This window comes from Cupriavidus sp. FW216-B1, from assembly GCF_058789195.1.
Map to the genome: position 1 here is coordinate 116,628 of NZ_JBYTEL010000019.1, position 16,349 is coordinate 132,976.

A 16,349-nucleotide genomic window follows, 5' to 3' on the forward strand; every position below is an offset into this window, starting at 1 on the left:
CATCACGTTCCCGGAAGACGACGAGTAGGGATGCGTCCAAGCGCGCGCGGGTGTGTGACGTGCCCCTACGGGTCAAGTCGCTTCTTGCGAACAAGGTTCTCGATGGAAGCGATGCCAGCATTCATTCGTGCCGTCGCCGATGGATTCGCTGAGTGGACAGTGATTCTTGGAGGGCTGAAATCAGTCAAGGCGACGGCCTCCTCTATCCAGGCGATAACGTCGTAACCCGTCCCGCGCGAGTCGTCCCCGAGGTCGTGATCAAGACCGATTTCACTGACACGTCCAATTTTGAGAAGTGCTATCGCTTCGTCCGGCCAGCGAACGTGTACCCATCCGTGCGGGGGTGGTCGTTCGTCATCGAGAAAGACCTTGATGAAGGGCATCGTGCTAGCCCTTTCGCGGAGAAGTTCCCGCTCCAACAGATCCCTTAGACGGGGTAAGCCGTTCACCCAACCATTGCGCAAAATTTGTGCGCTTTCGATGAGGTCCGTTGGGCGGGTCGCGAAGTAGCGGTCGCACACGGCCATAAGGGTTCCAGTGTTGATTTGCACTGAGAACTGACCCATCTGACCCGGTAATTTGCATCGAATGTTGACCCACGTGTAGAACACTGTCCTGCTCGGCAACGGGCGGGAGTTCGGAGTGATCGACGTGGCCATTTTGAGCATCATTCGACGCTGGCACCTTCGCGACCAGATCCCGCTTCGCGAGATCGCCAGGCGCCTTGGTATTTCCCGCAACACCGTTAGGCGTTACCTGCGTGCAGACGTCACGGTGCCTGCCTATCCGACGCGACAGAGCCCCAGCAAGCTCGACGGCTACGCCGCCAAGCTGTCGGTCTGGCTTAAGACCGAAGCCAACAAGCCGCGCAAGCAACGGCGTACTCTCAAGCAAATCCACGCTGACTTGTGTGCACTCGGATTCACCGGATCCTATGACCGCGTGGCGGCTTTCGCACGCCGCTGGCGCCAGGAGCTACAGCAGCAATCGAAGGCCGCGAGCAAAGGCACGTTCATTCCGTTGCGTTTTGCCGAGGGCGAAGCCTTTCAGTTCGACTGGAGCGAGGACTGGGCAGTCATTGCCGGCGAGCGTACAAAGCTGCAAGTCGCGCAATTCAAGCTCAGCCATAGCCGGGCATTTTTCCTACGCGCATATCTCCTGCAGACTCACGAGATGCTGTTCGATGCCCATCAGCACGCCTTTACTGCCTGGGGTGGCATCCCGCGGCGCGGCATCTACGACAACATGAAGACGGCGGTGGATCGGGTTCGGCGCGGCAAGCTGCGCGACGTGAACCTGCGCTTCAGCACCATGGTCAGCCATTACCTGTTCGATGCCGAGTTCTGCAATCCGGCCTCTGGCTGGGAGAAGGGGCAGATAGAGAAGAACGTCCAGGACAGCCGCCATCGGATCTGGCAACGCATCCCGTCATTTGGCTCGCTCGACGCGCTCAACGACTGGCTGGCCGATCAGTGCGTGCTGCTTTGGCAACAGACCCGTCACCCCGAGCTCGACATGACGATATGGGAAGCATGGTCTCAGGAACGCCCCCATCTCATGCCCGTGGGGCAGGCGTTTGATGGCTTCGTGGAGCATACCAAACGCGTCTCGCCGACCTGCCTCGTACACTTCGATCGCAACCGCTACAGCGTACCGGCCTCATTCGCCAACCGGCCCATCAGCTTGCGAGTCTATGCCTCGCGCCTGGTGTTCGTTGCCGAAGGACATGTCATCGCGGAGCACCCACGGTGCATCAGCCGAAGCCATGGCCCTGGCAGCACGATCTATGACTGGCGTCACTATCTGGCGGTTCTGCAACGCAAGCCCGGCGCGCTACGCAATGGCGCGCCATTCGCCGAGCTTCCCGAAGGATTCAAGCGCCTTCAGCGCATCTTGCTCAAACGCTCCGGCGGCGACCGAGAGATGGTAGAGGTATTGGCGCTTGTCCTGCTACACGATGAACAGGCGGTGCTGGCGGCCGTCGAACTTGCCTTGGAGGCCGGTGTCCCGTCCAAGCAGACCATCCTCAATATCCTGAGTCGCCTATTGGAAGGCGGGCCCGTCTCACCAATTACCGCTCCGCAGGCACTGGCACTGCACGTTGAACCCGAGGCCAATGTTGGCCGCTACGACACGCTGCGGGAGGCCAATCATGCAGCATGAGGTCATGGTGGAGATGCTCAAGGCGTTGAAGCTTCACGGCATGGCGCAGGCGCTTGGCGATCTGGCGGAACAGGACTCACCCGCTTACCAGGCTGCGGTGTCCATTCTGTCGCGGCTGCTCAAGGCCGAACTCTCGGAGCGCGAGGTCAGGTCCCTGGCCTACCAGATGAAGGTGGCCAAGTTTCCGGCGTATCGGGATCTGGTCGGCTTCGATTTCAGTTGCAGTGAAGTGAACGAGGCTCTTGTGCGGCAACTCCATCGATGCGAGTTCCTCGAGTCGGCCCACAACGTCGTCTTGGTAGGTGGACCGGGTACGGGTAAAACGCACATTGGGACCGCCATCGGCGTGCAAGCTGTGGAGCATCACCATCGCCGGGTCAGGTTCTTCTCGACGGTCGAACTGGTCAACCTGCTGGAGCTAGAGAAGTCGACCGGCAAACCAGGCCACATGGCCACGCGACTTATGTACACGGATCTGGTGATCCTGGACGAATTGGGCTATCTACCATTCAGCCAGGCTGGAGGCGCCATGTTGTTTCACCTTATCAGCAAGCTATACGAGCGCACCAGTGTGATCATCACGACAAACCTGAGCTTTGGCGAGTGGTCGGCCGTGTTCGGTGACGCCAAAATGACCACCGCCTTACTGGACCGCCTCACACATCACTGCCATATCGTTGAGACAGGCAACGACAGCTACCGCTTCAAGCACAGCACCACTCAACCCAAGAAGGAGAAAAGAACCGCCAAGCAAACACCGCCTCAAGACGAAGCATGAACCCAGGGTGGGTCAATTTTCGATGCAAATGCTGGGTCCGTTTTCCGTGCAAATCAACAGTTCCAGATTCGACTGGAAATCGGGGGCGCAACAGCATAAAAGCAAGCCGGAATACGTTTGCTTCGCGTTGATCAGCCGGTGCGGCAAGTCGTCCCTGTGCGGCTTCAATGCAACGGTGGATCGTTTCGAATTCTTGTTCCCTTGTTGGCATGTCCTTCAATAAAGGAATGCGCACCTCGAACTGACGCCACGCGCAAGTACGGCGCTAACCTCTGCTGCTCGAATGTAGGCCAGAGAGATTGCGTCTCGTTCATGAGCGTCTCGGGACGGAGGCTGTGCCTGGCATGAAACTTTCAAACACTGACTTACTTCTTGGTGACCCGGCGCAGTAGCGGCGCGTCTGTGAAGCTCGTTCGCGACAGACGTTGGCCTTCTTCGGGCGTATGCGTGAAGCCTCGGAACGATCCGAACATGCCAGTCTTCAGCACCATTTTGGCGCCGGTGTCCGCAGCCTCATTTGTAGCTTGCATGACGGATCGGCCAGCAATCCGGCGCGCGAGCTTGAGACGGGAGCGCGTCTGGCTTTCCGGAACATGATCCGATGCGGAAAAGTCGCTATAAGAGCCACGTTTCTCTTGTTCACCCATTGCTGTTCCTCGAACTTCGACCTTGCTACTACATAGTACAACGCTTCGTCTCACGATCTTCACTTGATATATAGAGAGCGCTGCAGCACCAGCCAACCCCAACCCGGGGGTATGTGTCTACTCTTCGACATATTGCATCCGTGCTGCTCGAGTGCATGATGTGACGATTGTGGATGTGGAGCGAATACTGTGTGCCCAGGCAGTAATAGGCGGGGCATTGAAGGCCTGGCCGGAGAATCGGCGCTGGTGTTCGGGCGATGGTCAGCCGATACCTGTTTATATGACGCTCGTCGCTAGAGCTGGGTGAGCTCCCCCCCACGTTCGTGGGGGCTTCGCAAGCGAAGTTGTACCCTAGCATGGCAATCCCTACGCGAAAAGAAGATCCTTTTGTCGGATAAGTAACATATCTCAATAATATGGCGACAGCACTAAGAAAGAGAACGCAGCAAACTCCGGCGAAGAGCGAACCGGAAAAAGAGCTTAGCGGGCGGGAGAAGATTGCAAGGTTCAAGACCCCAGAACTTGTGATTGCCCTATGCGGGCCAATCGGCTCGCCGCTTCATCGCGTAGGCGAGGAAATTGGTCAGGTTCTTGAGCAAACATTCGGGTATGAAAAGCCACAGATCCTTAGGCTCAGCGATTTCATTCGAGAGCACGCAGGCAGCGTGGGTGCGCAGATCCCTGTCGGGTCAAGGTTCGAAGAGATCGAGGCGCTGATTGACACAGGGAATCGGCTGCGAGAAAAACACGGCCCAGGGATACTCGCAGAGGTCGCAGTCAGTCGGATACGCCTAGCCCGAGAGGAGGCTAAGGAGGAAGCGACTGGACAGTACCATCCTCGGCGTGTCTGCCACATCATCGACTCGATAAAAAATCAGGAGGAGCTCGACGTACTTCGCGATGTCTATCGCGACATGGTGTACATGATCGGAGTATTCTCGCCGATGTCTGTGAGAGAGAATGTACTCAAGAAGGATCTCAAACTTCCGGAGATTTACAAGCTCATTGACAAGGACTCGGGCGAGGAATCTGTAAATGGACAGACGGTTCGCGATACGTTCCCACAGTCTGATTTCTTCTTGCGTGTGGACAGCGAGAAAGGTTCTGAGCTGAAAAAACGGGTTGAGCGATTCCTACACTTAGTGCTCGGAACTGAACTCATCACCCCGACCCCTAGCGAGTCGGCGATGTATGCGGCGGCGATGGCGGCGACGAATTCAGCATGCTTGTCCCGGCAAGTGGGCGCCGCGGCAACCAACCAAGAATTTCAGGTGCTCGGAATAGGGTGGAATGATGTCCCGAAGTTTGGCGGTGGTCTGTATCAGCCATCATCGCCAGCGCTTCTTGGCGATGCAGATGACGACGCTCGGTGTTGGAATCTGGCGGGGGGTAAGTGCTTCAACGATGCCGAAAAGCAACTATTTGCCCAGGAGATGATAGAGACCCTTAGGGGCATCATCCCCCGGGAGAAGGAGGCGGAGGCTAGAAAGGCACTTGAAAAGGCGGGTAAGCTCAAAGGTCTGATCGAATTCTCACGAGCAATACACGCGGAGATGCATGCAATCATCAATGCCACGAGAGCCAGCGGGGGGGCGATCGTCGGTGGAAAGCTCTTTGTGACGACGTACCCGTGCCACTCGTGCGCTCGTCACATTGTCGCAGCAGGTATTTCTGAGGTGTACTACATTGAGCCGTACCGTAAGAGCCTAGCGATGAAGTTACATAGCGACGCCGTGTCGGAGCATGAAACTGATGTCGAAAAAGTGCGGATTCTGGCGTACGATGGAGTAGCGCCGTCGCGATATCTGTCGCTCTTCAGAATTCCGAGCGCCGGCCGTAAGAGGGATGGGAAGATCATCAAGGTTGACGCGAAGACAGCTACGCCCAAGTTAGAAAAGAATATGGAGGCGCTTGCTGTCCTGGAAGCTTTCGTCGTAGAATCCCTGGCTAACAAAAAGTTAGTGGACGCCAACAGAGGAGCTGAAGATGGACCGGATCCCGCTGCAGCTTAGCTTAGATTTTGAGTCGGAAAGAGATTCAGCCTCGGTTCAGCGTACGGCGCAGGAAGCGCCCGCCACGAAAGCAAGTGTGGTGTGTTTGAAACAGTTCCGTAACAGTCGTCCCGAGCGAAGTGATTCGGAGACGACTCGGCTGTACAAGAATATTTTGGACTCCATCCAGCACTTTGCTTGATTGATGTCGTGACACACTCTAGAAAGACCCGCCGTTGGCGGGTCTTTTGCTTTGCGTCTGTCTCTGGCTCCACGAGACTTATGTGGCCTTTTCGCGGTTGGGGCTATGTACAAACATACTGTCTATCGACAGTAGGCGCCAAGCTCTAGGGGCTGACTACGGCATGGCACTCCTAGCATCGGCTCGCTTCTCTGTCATGCTCTTAACTCCTGCACCGCCAGCTCAGCGTCAGCACGGCGACGTTCGGTGACCACCTTGTTGTCATCGATCAACGCTAGAGCAGCGGCAAGCTGTTCGATATCAGCGGCAAACTCGTCTGACCCGGGGGAGAGGGCGGTGCTTCGGCGCCGCCTTCGTGCGTAAAGTTGAAGCATCGCATCATTCGGTTGTACACGGGGCTCGCTTCCGCATCATCGACTGGGACGTACCGCAGTTTTGATGGACGCGTTGAAGCACGACCTTGAGAACGGCGACTCCAGCATTGCCTCGATCCTCCGGGCGGTCGATCAGGAAACAGAGTTCAGTAAGTTCTTGGGCGGCTGGTGTCGCGATCACGCGGCTGGCCGATATAACATCCCGCAGGAGGAGGAGCTCGCTGACGCGAAGCGTCCCGACCTGCGGTTCTTGGGCGTCGGCTTCGACGCTCCGGTGCCCACGGAACTCAAGCTCGCGGACAACTGGACCGGTCCTCACCTATTCGAGCGCCTCGAAACCCAATTGTGCGGGGACTATCTGCGCGACAGCCGCTCTAGCCGCGGCATCTTCTTAATTGTCTATCTTGGGACGAAATCCTATTGGGATCTGCCTAATGGGCGGCGAGCCGAGACCTTTGAGATGCTAGTAGACGAACTCCAGCGGCACTGGGCGCTCATCTCAGCTGAGTTTCCCGGCGTCGAAGACATTCGAGTGATTGGCATTGATCTTACGCGGCGCGGCATCGACACGAAGGCTGCCAAGAAGCTCAAGGGAATCAAGAAGTCGGGGGCTAAGTCACCGAAACGCAATTCGGGGAAGCGGAAGACGGCTTCACAGCCCTCTTCCGGCGAAGTGCCATCGCTGACTTCAGCAAATGAAAGCGGGAAGGTGTGAGGAGAGCCGAGATGCGACGCGAGCAATTCGTGCCCTTCCCCTGCTAGCAAATTGGGCCTTATAGTGCCTCTCGCACGAAATGGCAGTATAGGCTTCAACTCTGGGCGAAGTTGGCGGGTTCATGGCCTCCATCTAAATTTCAGAGCGTGCTAACTCCTTGATTCGGATGGCCTTGCGCTCTTACCAAATATGGCGCGCGACAGAAGCGGGTCGCGCGCCATTTTGAGCGCGCGCTCCGGTCCGGACCCGACGCTGGCCCCGGCGCGCATTGCCGACCCGGCTGCCGGCGGGTGTGGCTCGTTTACCCCACTACGGGACCGGTCGCCGCCGGCCTGCCGATCGGGCGGGGCCGGTTATGCAACAATGGCCCTCACGATACTTGAATTGGCAAGTTCACGGTGCCCGCGAAGGGTTTCCGCACAGCAGGCTCCCGCAAAGCAACATATGTCCGATCGGCTCAACCAATCGCAGGACTTCGAGGACGGCATCGCGGTTGCCGTTGCCATCATCGGGCGCGATGCACGCGGCGAGCTTGCCGTCACCGCCTGCAACGACCACTTCTTCCGGATCAGCGGCGGCGCGCGCGCGGAGATGCCGGTTTTTCCCGCCGCGTTCGACGCGCTGTTTCCCGGCGGCGCGCAGCCCGGGTTCCGCGCGAAACTCCAGGAATGCTTCCGGTCCGGCGCCTCGCAGGAATTCGAGCAGGCATTTCCTCAGGCACCCGGGCAGGCATCCGAGCAGGCATGCGGCCGCCCCGAAGGCGCGCGGCGCTGGCGCCTCACGCTGAAACCCTTCCGGCATGCGGACGGCGGCGCGGCCGTGTCCGAGATTCTCGTGACCGGCGTCGACATCACCGCGAAGCTGCATCTCGCGCACGAGCTGGAAGTCAGCACCTCGCGCTTTCGCGCGGTGGTCGACTCGGCCTACGACGCGATCGTCACGATCGACGAGCAGCGCAACATCACGCTGTTCAACCGCGCGGCGGAGAACCTGTTCGGCTACGCCTCGGCCGAGGTGATCGGGCAGCCGATCGAAACCCTGCTGCCGGAAAAATTCCGCGCGCGCCATCCGCAGCACGTGCGGCAGTTCGCGGACTCGGTGCAGATGAGCCTGCGCTCGCTGAGCCCGCCGCGCATGGACGAGAGCAACAGCGTGTACGGGCGGCATCGCGACGGCACCATCATCCCGGTCGAAATCTCGATCTCCAAGATCAACGTGGACGGCGTGACCGAGTTCACCGCGGTCATCCGCGACATCACCGACCGCGCCCGGCTGATCGACCTGCTGAAGAAGCAGGCCGTGACCGATGCCCTGACCGGCCTGCCGAACCGCCGCGAGTTCCTGGACTTCGTCGACAAGGTGCTCGGCACCGACGACATCGTGTCGGTGTTCATTCTCGACATCGATTTCTTCAAGAAGATCAACGACGGCTTCGGCCACGACGTCGGCGACGAGGTGCTGCGCGTGCTGGCGAAGGCCGGCATGTCGATCGCGCACGAGTCCAAGCTGTTCGCGCGCTGGGGCGGCGAGGAATTCGTCGCGGCCCTGCCCGGCGCGGATGCCGGGCTCGCGCGCAGCATCGCGGAGCGGCTGCGCCAGCGCGTGGCGCAGCAGGACTTCGAGCACGCGTGGCGCGTGGAGCCGGTTCCGTTCACCGTCAGCATCGGCGTGGTCACGCGCGAGTCCGGCGAGTCCGACGTCGACACGCTGATGCGGCGCGCGGACCGCGCGCTCTACCGGGCCAAGGCATCCGGGCGCAATCGCGTCGAGGTCGGATAGGCGCGGTGCCTCGCCGCCGCCGCCATCAGGGCCGGCGGCGGCGCCGGATCATGCGGCCGCTGCCCGCGATGCCTCCAGCGTATCGCGCTTGATCTTCCTGGCGAGCGACCACTTGTGGACCTCGGTCGGGCCGTCGTAGATGCGGAACGCGCGCAGCTCGCGGAACGCTTGCTCGACGATGGTGTCGCGCGACACGCCGTTGCCGCCCAGGACCTGCACGCAGCGGTCGGCCACCCGGTAGAGCGCCTCGGACACCGCCACCTTCGTCATGGAGCTTTCGGCGGTGCCGGACGAGCCGGCGTCGAGCACGCCGGCGCACCAGTCGATCATCAGCGCGGCCTGCTGCAGGTCGATCAGGTTCTCCGCGAGCATGAAGCCCACGCCTTCGTGGTCGATCAGCAGCTTGCCGAACGCCTTGCGCGTGGTGGCATACGCGCGCGCGATCTCGTCGGCGCGCGTCACGGTGCCGAACCAGCGCATGCAGTGCGACAGCCGCGCCGGCGACAGGCGCACCTGCGCATAGCGGAAGCCTTCGTCGGCCTCGCCCAGCACCTGGCCGGCGGGCACGCGCAGGTCGTCGATCACGACCTGCGCATGGCCGCCGGGCATCGAGCTGTCGATGGTGTCGAGCACGCGCTCGAGCCGGATCGCCGGGTGCGGCAGGTCGACCAGGAACATGGTGGCGCGCGCGTGCTCGCCCTCGCCGGTGCGCGCCATCACGATGCCGACCGCCGCGCCTTCGGCGCCGGTGATGAACTTCTTGCGGCCGCGGATGATCCAGTCGTCGCCGTCGCGCACCGCGGTGGTCTGCAGCATCGACGGGTCCGACCCGGCGCCGCCGTCCTCGGCGGGCTCGGTCATGAAGAACGCCGAGCGTGCTTCGCCGCTGACCAGCGGCGCCAGGAAGCGCGCCTTCTGCGCCGCGGTGCCCACCTTGCCGAGCAGGTACATGTTGCCCTCGTCGGGCGCCATCGTGTTGACCGCGACCGGCCCGAGCGGCGACAGGCCCGAGCGCTTGAGCACGGCCGCGGTCTCGCGCTGGCTCAGGTGCGACCCGTCGGGCAGGATGTGCGGCGTCATCACGCCGGCGGCGCGCGCCAGGCCGCGCAGTTCCGCGACGAGCGCGGCCGACGGGCCGTGCGCGGCGCAGCGCGGATCCTGCTCGTAGGGCACGACCACGTCGCGCACGAAGCGCTCGACGCGCTCGGCGATCTCGCGGCTTCTTTCGGTGGGACAGGCGGTGAACATGGCTGGCATCTCCTTGTGGCGTATCGGGCGGGCGGCCGTACAGGTCGGGCGGCGCATCCGCCGTTCGTGGCTGGTTTTCCACAGGATTGTAGGACAATCTTGTAGGATTGCGCCATCCCTCGCCAATGAAGGCGAGCGGCCCGGTCCGCCCGCCGGATCCGCTAGAATTGCGCCCGTGACCACCGCACCCACATCCTTCTCCTCTCCCGCCGGCGCCGGCGCGCCGGACGACGCCGGCCAGAGCGCCTCCGACACGGTGTTCTTCGGCATCATGGGCGGCCTCGAGCTCGGCAGCTTCGTGCCGGGCCAGCGGCTCGTGGAAGCGGATCTCGCCACGCAGTTCGGCGTGGGCCGCAACTCCGTGCGCGAGGCGCTGCAGCGGCTGGCCGCCGAGGGCATCGTCGAGCTGCCGCGCCATCGCGGCGCGGTGATCCGGCGCCTGAGCCTGCAGGACACGCTCGACGTGCTCGACGTGGCCGAGCGCATGACCGGCCTGCTCGCGCGCGCCGCCGCGCGCGGCAGCGGCGACCGCGCGCACGCGCAGGCCCTGCGCGCCGCGGTGCAGGCGCTGGCGGGCGCGGGCAAGGCCGAGAAGGCGGAACGGGCGGAGCGGACGCGCCCGGGCGAGGCGTTCTCGGGCGCGCGCCGGCATTTCTATCGCACGCTGCTGGAGATGGGCGGCAACCGCGAGCTGCGCCGGCTGTTCCCGACCATCCACATGCCGGTCGTGCATGCGCAGCACCGGCTCGCGTCGCTGCAGCAGATGCGGCTGGCCGACTACCGGCGCATCGCCGCGGCGGTGCTCGCGGGCGATCCCGACGAGGCCGAAGCCGCCGGCGCCGCGCACGTGCAGAACGTGCGCGCGGCGATTCTCGCCGGCCAGCCCGGCTAGTCCCGCATCGGGGCGCCGCACCGCGCGCTTTCGCCGTGCCCGCGGCGAGATCACATGGCGTGCCTGGCCGCTTCCTCGCGCAGCGCGGCGACGTCGCGCCGCGGCGGCGAGCCGAACATGCGTGCGTATTCGCGGCTGAACTGCGACGGGCTTTCGTAGCCGACCTGGAACGCCGCGGTCTCGACATTGGCGGCGTCGGCCGCCATCAGGCGGCGCGCTTCCAGCAGGCGCAACTGCTTCTGGTATTGCAGCGGCGTCATCGAGGTCAGCGCCTTGAACTGCCGGTGGAACGCCGAAGGGCTCATCTGCGCGGTCAGCGCCAGCTCCTCGATGCGCACCGGCTGCGCGAAGCGCTCGCGCAAGGCGTGGATGGCGCCGATGACGCGCTGCGCGTGGCTGTTGGCCAGCGCCAGCCGCGCGATCTCGCCGCCGTGCGGGCCGGTCAGCAGCCAGTAGCTGATCTCGCGCATGAGCAGCGGGTGGAGCATCGGGATGGCGCGCGGCGTATCGAGCAGGCGCATCATGCGCAGCGCGCAGTCGGCCAGCGGCCCGTCGAAGTCGGTGACGAACACGCCGGAGCGGGCCTCGCCGCTGGCCTGCGGCGGCGCATCCAGCGCTTCCATCACGTCGCGCATGATCGCCAGGTCGAACTCGATGACCACGCCGAGATACGGCTTGTCCGTGCTGGCCTCGACGACGCGGCCGAACGCCGGCGCTTCGACGCTGACGATCAGCGCCTGCCCCGCGCGGTAGTCGAACCGCTTGTCGCCGAAGGTCGTCCATTTCGCGCCCTGCACGACGATGCACAGCGCGGGCTTGAAGATCAGGAGGCTGGGCGGCTTCTCGCGGTTCGAGCGCAGGATCGTGAGGCCGTCGATGGCCGTGGCGAACGGGCTCGCGCCGGTCTGCGCGTCGGTGTAGCGGGTGACGGCATCCAGCAGGGCATCGGGCGGGGTATCTGGCATGTGCGGGTCTCGCTGCGTCTGGCATTCCCGGCCGTTATAGCCACCTCGGCAGGATTAGGCAAGAAACAGGCGAGTTTCGGCATTCAACGCGGACGCGCGCGGGACTACCTTGTCACCACGCCAAACCACTTGCAGGAGCCAGCCATGCCCAACCACACCAGCAGCACCGATGCGCGCGCCCCGATCGCCATCGTCACCGGCGGCAGCCGCGGCATCGGCCGCAATACCGTGCTCAGCCTCGCCCGGCGCGGGGTCGATTCGATCTTCACCTACCACGCCAACCGCGCCGAAGCCGCGCAGGTGAGCGCAGAGGCCGAAGCAATGGGGCGCCGCGCCGTCGCGCTGCAGCTCGACGCCGGCGACAGCGCATCGTTCGACCGTTTCGTGCAGGCGGTCCGGCAGGCGCTGGCCGGCCTGGGCGCCGCGCGCTTCGACTACCTCGTCAACAATGCGGGCACCTCGCTGCACAACGCCTTCGCGCAGACGACCGAGGACGAGGTGGACAGCATCTACCGCATTCACTTCAAGGGGGTGTTCTTCCTGACGCAGAAGCTGCTGCCGCTCATCAACGACGGCGGGCGCATCGTGAACATTTCCTCGGGGCTGACGCGCGTGGCGCTCCCCGGCGTGGCGGCCTACGCGGCCATGAAGGGCGCGGTCGAGGTGCTGACGCGCTGCATGGCCAAGGAGCTCGGCCCGCGCGGGATCGCCGTCAACACCGTCGCCCCGGGCGCGATCGCCACCGACTTCAGCGGCGGCATCGTGCGCGACAACCCGGAGATGAACAAGCGCGTGGCGGACATGACGGCGCTCGGCCGCGTCGGCGAGCCGGACGACGTCGGCCCGATGATCGCCGCGCTGCTCTCCGGCGACAACCGCTGGGTCAACGCGCAGCGCATCGAGGTCTCGGGCGGCATGGCGATCTAGCGCTCACCGGTGCCAGTAGCCGACGCCGTAGTGCCACGCCCCGTAGGGCGGATACTTTCGCATGGCATTCATGATCCTCTCCTTGCTGGTCGATGCCGCGCGCTGGCGGCATCGGGACGACTGCATTGTGGCCGCGCAGAGTGAGGAGAGAATGAGGCGCCGGCGGGCCGCGCTCATTTTCGGCTCATTGTGGCTGCTTAGCATGGGTTGCACGGACCCCGGCGGCGCAGAACGAACGCCGGCGGGGTCCGGTTCGAAACCCACCGGAGACCACCATGTTCGACACCCTGATGCTCAAGCTGAACCACTGGATGGAACGCAGCGCGCAGCGCCGCACCGAAGCCTGGCTGGCTTCGTCCAACGATGCCGACGAACTCGACCGCCGCCTGCGCGAGATGGATAGCCGCGGGCGCATCTACTGACGCCCGCCGGCCGCCCGGCCGGCGCCCTGGCCGGCGCGGCGGCGCCGCGCTACGTGGCCGGGATGCTCCAGCCCAGTCCGCGCACGTTGCGGATGACGGTGCTGCCGAACTTGCGGCGGATGCTGTAGATGATGGCGTCGACGGCGTTGCTCTCGACTTCCTCGCCCCAGCCGTACAGCCGTTCCTCCAGCTGCTCGCGCGACAGGATGGCGTTGGGCCGCTCGAGCAGCGCCAGCAGCAGCGCGTACTCGCGCGCGGACACGTTTTCCGAGCGGCCGTCGAAGCTCAACTGGCGCGCGTTGATGTCGAGCACGACCCGGCCGTGGCCGATGGTCGCGCTCGCGTAGCCCGACTTGCGCCGCACCACGGCGCGGATGCGGGCCAGCAGTTCCTTGCTCTCGAAGGGCTTGACGACGTAGTCGTCGGCGCCCAGGTCGAGCCCGGCGACGCGCGTGTCGACGTCGTCGCGCGCGGTGATGATGAGGACCGGCGTGGGGTTGTCGTCGCCGCGCAGCCATTGCAGCAGCGCCATGCCGTCCATGCCGGGCAGGCCGAGGTCGAGCAGGATGGCGGTGTAGGAGCCGTCCGCGATGGCGGAGCGGCCGAGATCGCCGTTGCGCACCCAGTCGACGCTGCACGACGCATCCTTCAGCGCATGCACCAGGCTCTGGCCGATCTGCGGATCGTCCTCGATCAGCAGGATTCTCATGGCAACGATCCTCCCTCGGGCGGCGCCGCGGCTAACGCGGCTATTGTATGGGCAGCACGATGCGCGCCACAACGCCCGGGGCGCCGTCCGGGCGCGCCGTCAGCGTCACGCGGCCGCCGTGGTTGGCCGCCAGCGTCTGCGCGATGGCCAGGCCCAGGCCGCTGCCTTCCTCGTCGGAGGCGCCGCCGCGGAAAAAGCGGTCGAACACGCGCGCGCGGTCGGCCGGCGGGATGCCGGGGCCGTTGTCCGCCACCTCGATCACCGCGCTGGCGCCCTCGCGCAGCACGCTGACGTCGACGCGGCAGTCCGCGCCCGCACCCGCGCCGCCGTAGCGGATCGCGTTGTCGATCAGGTTCTTGACCAGCACGCGCAGGTCGGCCTCGGCGCACACCAGCGAGATGTCGTCGAGGCGCTCGGCGCCAAGGTCGACGCCGCGGTCGATGGCCAGCGGCAGCAGGTCGGCGATGACATCGGTCACGACCTGCGGCAGCGACACCGCCTGCGGGGCGTTCTGCCCGCCGCCCATCTCGGCGCGCGCCAGGCCCAGCAGCTGCGCGATCAGCGAAGCGGTGCGGCGGATGCCGCGCTGCAGCTCGTCGAGCCGCCCGTCGCGGTCGGCCGGCGTGGCCTGGCGCAGGTTGTCCACCTGCAACTGCATCGCGGTGATCGGCGTGCGCAGCTCGTGCGCGGCGTTGGCGATGAAGCGGCGCTCCGCCTCGATCAGCGTCGACAGCCGGTCCATCATGCGGTTGATCGAATCGAGGAAGGGGCGCAGCTCGTCGGGCGCCTCCTTGTCTTCCAGCGGCTGCAGGTGGTTCAGGTCCGCGCGCGCCGCGCGCTGGCCAAGCCGCTCCAGTGGGCGCAGCGACAGCCGCACGGTGACGTGCACGATCAGCACCAGCAGCGGCAGCAGCGCCACCACCGGCAGCGCCGCCCACAGCGCGACGCGCCAGGCGTTGGCGCTGCGCACGCGGCGCTGCTCGGCGATCTGCAGGTAGGCATCGCCGGCCTGCAGGGCGAACGCATCCCAGAGCTGGCCGCCGGCCTCCAGCGACGAGAAGCCGGGCCGGGCGCGCGGCAGCGTCACGCCGGGATCGCTGGTGTGGCCGGGGCGCGCGCCGTCGCCGGGGCCCCACACCTGCACCACCACGTTCTTGGCCGGCAGCGGCGCGCCGCCCGGCAGCGTCGGCGGGGTGGTCGGGGTGGGGCGGACGGCGGCGGCGGCCTCCTGCAGGTCGTCGTTGAACTGGTTGCCGAGGCTGCGCACGACCAGGTAGGCGCCGAGTGCCCCCAGCAGGCCGACCAGCAACGCGAGACTGCCGAGCGCCACGCTGAGGCGGCGGTGCAACGATCTGGCGACAAACGGGTTGGCCATCGCGGGCTCCGGTCGGTGCGATGGGGCGAGTGTGCCCCAGCCGCCGGCGGGTGCCAACCTGGCCGCATGGCGGTCCCGCGCCATATAGCCAGCGCCTGCCAGAGCGGGTATCGTCTCGCGGACGACTGACACCGGTCCACCATCGATCCACTTCCAAGGAGGAGAAGACATGCCGTATGACAACATCCTGGTCGAAACCCGCGGGCGCGTCGGCCTGGTGACGCTGAACCGTCCCAAGGCGCTCAATGCGCTCAACGACGCGCTGATGGACGAGCTGGGCGCCGCGCTGGCGGCTTTCGACGCCGACGAAGCCATCGGCAGCATCGTGATCACCGGCAGCGAGCGCGCCTTTGCCGCCGGCGCCGACATCGGCATGATGGCCAAGTACTCCTATATGGATGCGTACAAGGGCGACTACATCACGCGCAACTGGGAAACCATCCGCCGCATCCGCAAGCCGGTGATCGCCGCGGTGGCCGGCTACGCGCTCGGCGGCGGCTGCGAGCTGGCGATGATGTGCGACATCATCATCGCCGCGGACAGCGCCCGCTTCGGCCAGCCGGAAGTGAAGCTGGGCACCATGCCCGGCGCCGGCGGCACCCAGCGCCTGCCGCGCGCGGTGTCCAAGGCCAAGGCGATGGACCTGTGCCTGACCGCGCGCATGATGGACTCGGCCGAGGCCGAGCGCGCCGGCCTGGTGTCGCGCGTGGTGCCCGCCGACAAGCTGATCGAGGAAGCGCTGGGCGCGGCCGAGACCATCGCCGGCTTCTCGCTGCCGGTGGTCATGATGATCAAGGAATCGGTCAACGCCGCCTACGAGACCAGCCTGTCCGAGGGCGTGCACCTGGAGCGGCGCCTGTTCCATTCGACCTTCGCGACCGAGGACCAGAAGGAAGGCATGGCGGCATTTGTGGAGAAACGCGCACCCGCGTTCAAGCATCGCTGAATCTTGATAGGGGAATACCCGAGTAACTCCATCGGGTATTCCTGCCGTTCCGTTTTTCGGAAATACGGTATTTCCCTTAAAGATCAATGGCTTGATCTTGTCCGTTCGGGCTTGTCTTCATATTCGCGTAACAAATCGATTGCCAAGGCTCGATTGGGGCCTTAATATTCGCTCCCTCGCAACACGAAGCTTGTCTGCAAAGGCAGACGGGACAAG

Annotated in this window: 15 protein-coding genes; 9 read left to right on the top strand and 6 right to left on the bottom strand. The window is 64.5% G+C overall.

Going from position 1 to position 16,349, the window contains the following annotated elements:
* Positions 1–65: 65 nt before the first annotated feature.
* Positions 66–659: a cyclic-phosphate processing receiver domain-containing protein gene (locus AC3WXD_RS27950; protein WP_492325089.1), complete on the bottom strand. Its 594-nt coding sequence runs from the start codon at positions 657–659 to the stop codon at positions 66–68.
* On the opposite strand from AC3WXD_RS27950, the gene istA reads away from it, so the two are divergent.
* Both istA and istB read left to right on the top strand, forming a co-directional pair.
* A complete protein-coding gene (gene istA / locus AC3WXD_RS27955) occupies positions 643–2,163 on the top strand; it encodes an IS21 family transposase (RefSeq protein ID WP_492325090.1) in 1,521 nt (506 codons plus the stop codon). The two genes, AC3WXD_RS27950 and istA, sit on opposite strands and share 17 nt — an antisense overlap.
* Positions 2,153–2,941, top strand: a complete 789-nt coding sequence (istB, locus tag AC3WXD_RS27960) for an IS21-like element helper ATPase IstB (RefSeq protein WP_066736875.1) — start codon at positions 2,153–2,155, stop codon at positions 2,939–2,941. The genes istA and istB overlap by 11 nt, the downstream gene beginning before the upstream one ends.
* A gap of 365 nt (positions 2,942–3,306) precedes the next feature.
* Here istB and AC3WXD_RS27965 read toward each other — a convergent pair whose 3' ends face one another.
* Complete coding sequence (locus tag AC3WXD_RS27965; RefSeq protein ID WP_492325091.1) at positions 3,307–3,588, bottom strand: hypothetical protein; 282 nt, start codon at positions 3,586–3,588, stop codon at positions 3,307–3,309.
* Between the two features lie 416 nt (positions 3,589–4,004).
* Here AC3WXD_RS27965 and AC3WXD_RS27970 point away from each other — a divergent pair, with 416 nt between their 5' ends.
* From AC3WXD_RS27970 to AC3WXD_RS27980, 3 genes are all read left to right on the top strand, one after another.
* On the top strand, positions 4,005–5,600 hold the full coding sequence (locus AC3WXD_RS27970; protein ID WP_492325092.1) for an anti-phage dCTP deaminase: 1,596 nt from the start codon (positions 4,005–4,007) through the stop codon (positions 5,598–5,600).
* Between the two features lie 619 nt (positions 5,601–6,219).
* Positions 6,220–6,870, top strand: coding sequence for a hypothetical protein (locus AC3WXD_RS27975; protein ID WP_492325093.1), 651 nt, complete (start codon positions 6,220–6,222; stop codon positions 6,868–6,870).
* A 444-nt stretch (positions 6,871–7,314) separates the two neighbouring features.
* Positions 7,315–8,649, top strand: a complete 1,335-nt coding sequence (locus AC3WXD_RS27980; RefSeq protein WP_492325094.1) for a sensor domain-containing diguanylate cyclase — start codon at positions 7,315–7,317, stop codon at positions 8,647–8,649.
* A gap of 48 nt (positions 8,650–8,697) precedes the next feature.
* Here AC3WXD_RS27980 and AC3WXD_RS27985 read toward each other — a convergent pair whose 3' ends face one another.
* Positions 8,698–9,897, bottom strand: a complete 1,200-nt coding sequence (locus tag AC3WXD_RS27985) for an acyl-CoA dehydrogenase family protein (RefSeq protein WP_059415858.1) — start codon at positions 9,895–9,897, stop codon at positions 8,698–8,700.
* A 256-nt stretch (positions 9,898–10,153) separates the two neighbouring features.
* On the opposite strand from AC3WXD_RS27985, the gene AC3WXD_RS27990 reads away from it, so the two are divergent.
* On the top strand, positions 10,154–10,789 hold the full coding sequence (locus tag AC3WXD_RS27990; protein ID WP_020423707.1) for a GntR family transcriptional regulator: 636 nt from the start codon (positions 10,154–10,156) through the stop codon (positions 10,787–10,789).
* A gap of 50 nt (positions 10,790–10,839) precedes the next feature.
* On the opposite strand, the gene AC3WXD_RS27995 is transcribed toward AC3WXD_RS27990, so the two are convergent.
* Positions 10,840–11,754, bottom strand: a complete 915-nt coding sequence (locus AC3WXD_RS27995; RefSeq protein WP_492325095.1) for an AraC family transcriptional regulator — start codon at positions 11,752–11,754, stop codon at positions 10,840–10,842.
* A 144-nt stretch (positions 11,755–11,898) separates the two neighbouring features.
* On the opposite strand from AC3WXD_RS27995, the gene AC3WXD_RS28000 reads away from it, so the two are divergent.
* Together AC3WXD_RS28000 and AC3WXD_RS28005 are read left to right on the top strand one after the other, a co-directional pair.
* Positions 11,899–12,681 (top strand): SDR family NAD(P)-dependent oxidoreductase, encoded by a 783-nt coding sequence (locus AC3WXD_RS28000; RefSeq protein WP_492325096.1) that lies wholly within the window; start codon positions 11,899–11,901, stop codon positions 12,679–12,681.
* A gap of 275 nt (positions 12,682–12,956) precedes the next feature.
* A complete protein-coding gene (locus AC3WXD_RS28005) occupies positions 12,957–13,103 on the top strand; it encodes a DUF3563 family protein (RefSeq protein WP_020201953.1) in 147 nt (48 codons plus the stop codon).
* Positions 13,104–13,152: 49 nt separating this feature from the next.
* Here the strand turns inward: AC3WXD_RS28005 and AC3WXD_RS28010 are convergent, their stop codons facing one another.
* Positions 13,153–13,812: a response regulator transcription factor gene (locus tag AC3WXD_RS28010; RefSeq protein ID WP_492325097.1), complete on the bottom strand. Its 660-nt coding sequence runs from the start codon at positions 13,810–13,812 to the stop codon at positions 13,153–13,155.
* Between the two features lie 40 nt (positions 13,813–13,852).
* Positions 13,853–15,187: a sensor histidine kinase gene (locus tag AC3WXD_RS28015; RefSeq protein ID WP_492325098.1), complete on the bottom strand. Its 1,335-nt coding sequence runs from the start codon at positions 15,185–15,187 to the stop codon at positions 13,853–13,855.
* A 169-nt stretch (positions 15,188–15,356) separates the two neighbouring features.
* On the opposite strand from AC3WXD_RS28015, the gene AC3WXD_RS28020 reads away from it, so the two are divergent.
* Entirely contained in the window at positions 15,357–16,133 is a 777-nt protein-coding gene (locus AC3WXD_RS28020; protein WP_454732249.1) for an enoyl-CoA hydratase, read from the top strand.
* Positions 16,134–16,349 lie beyond the last annotated feature (216 nt).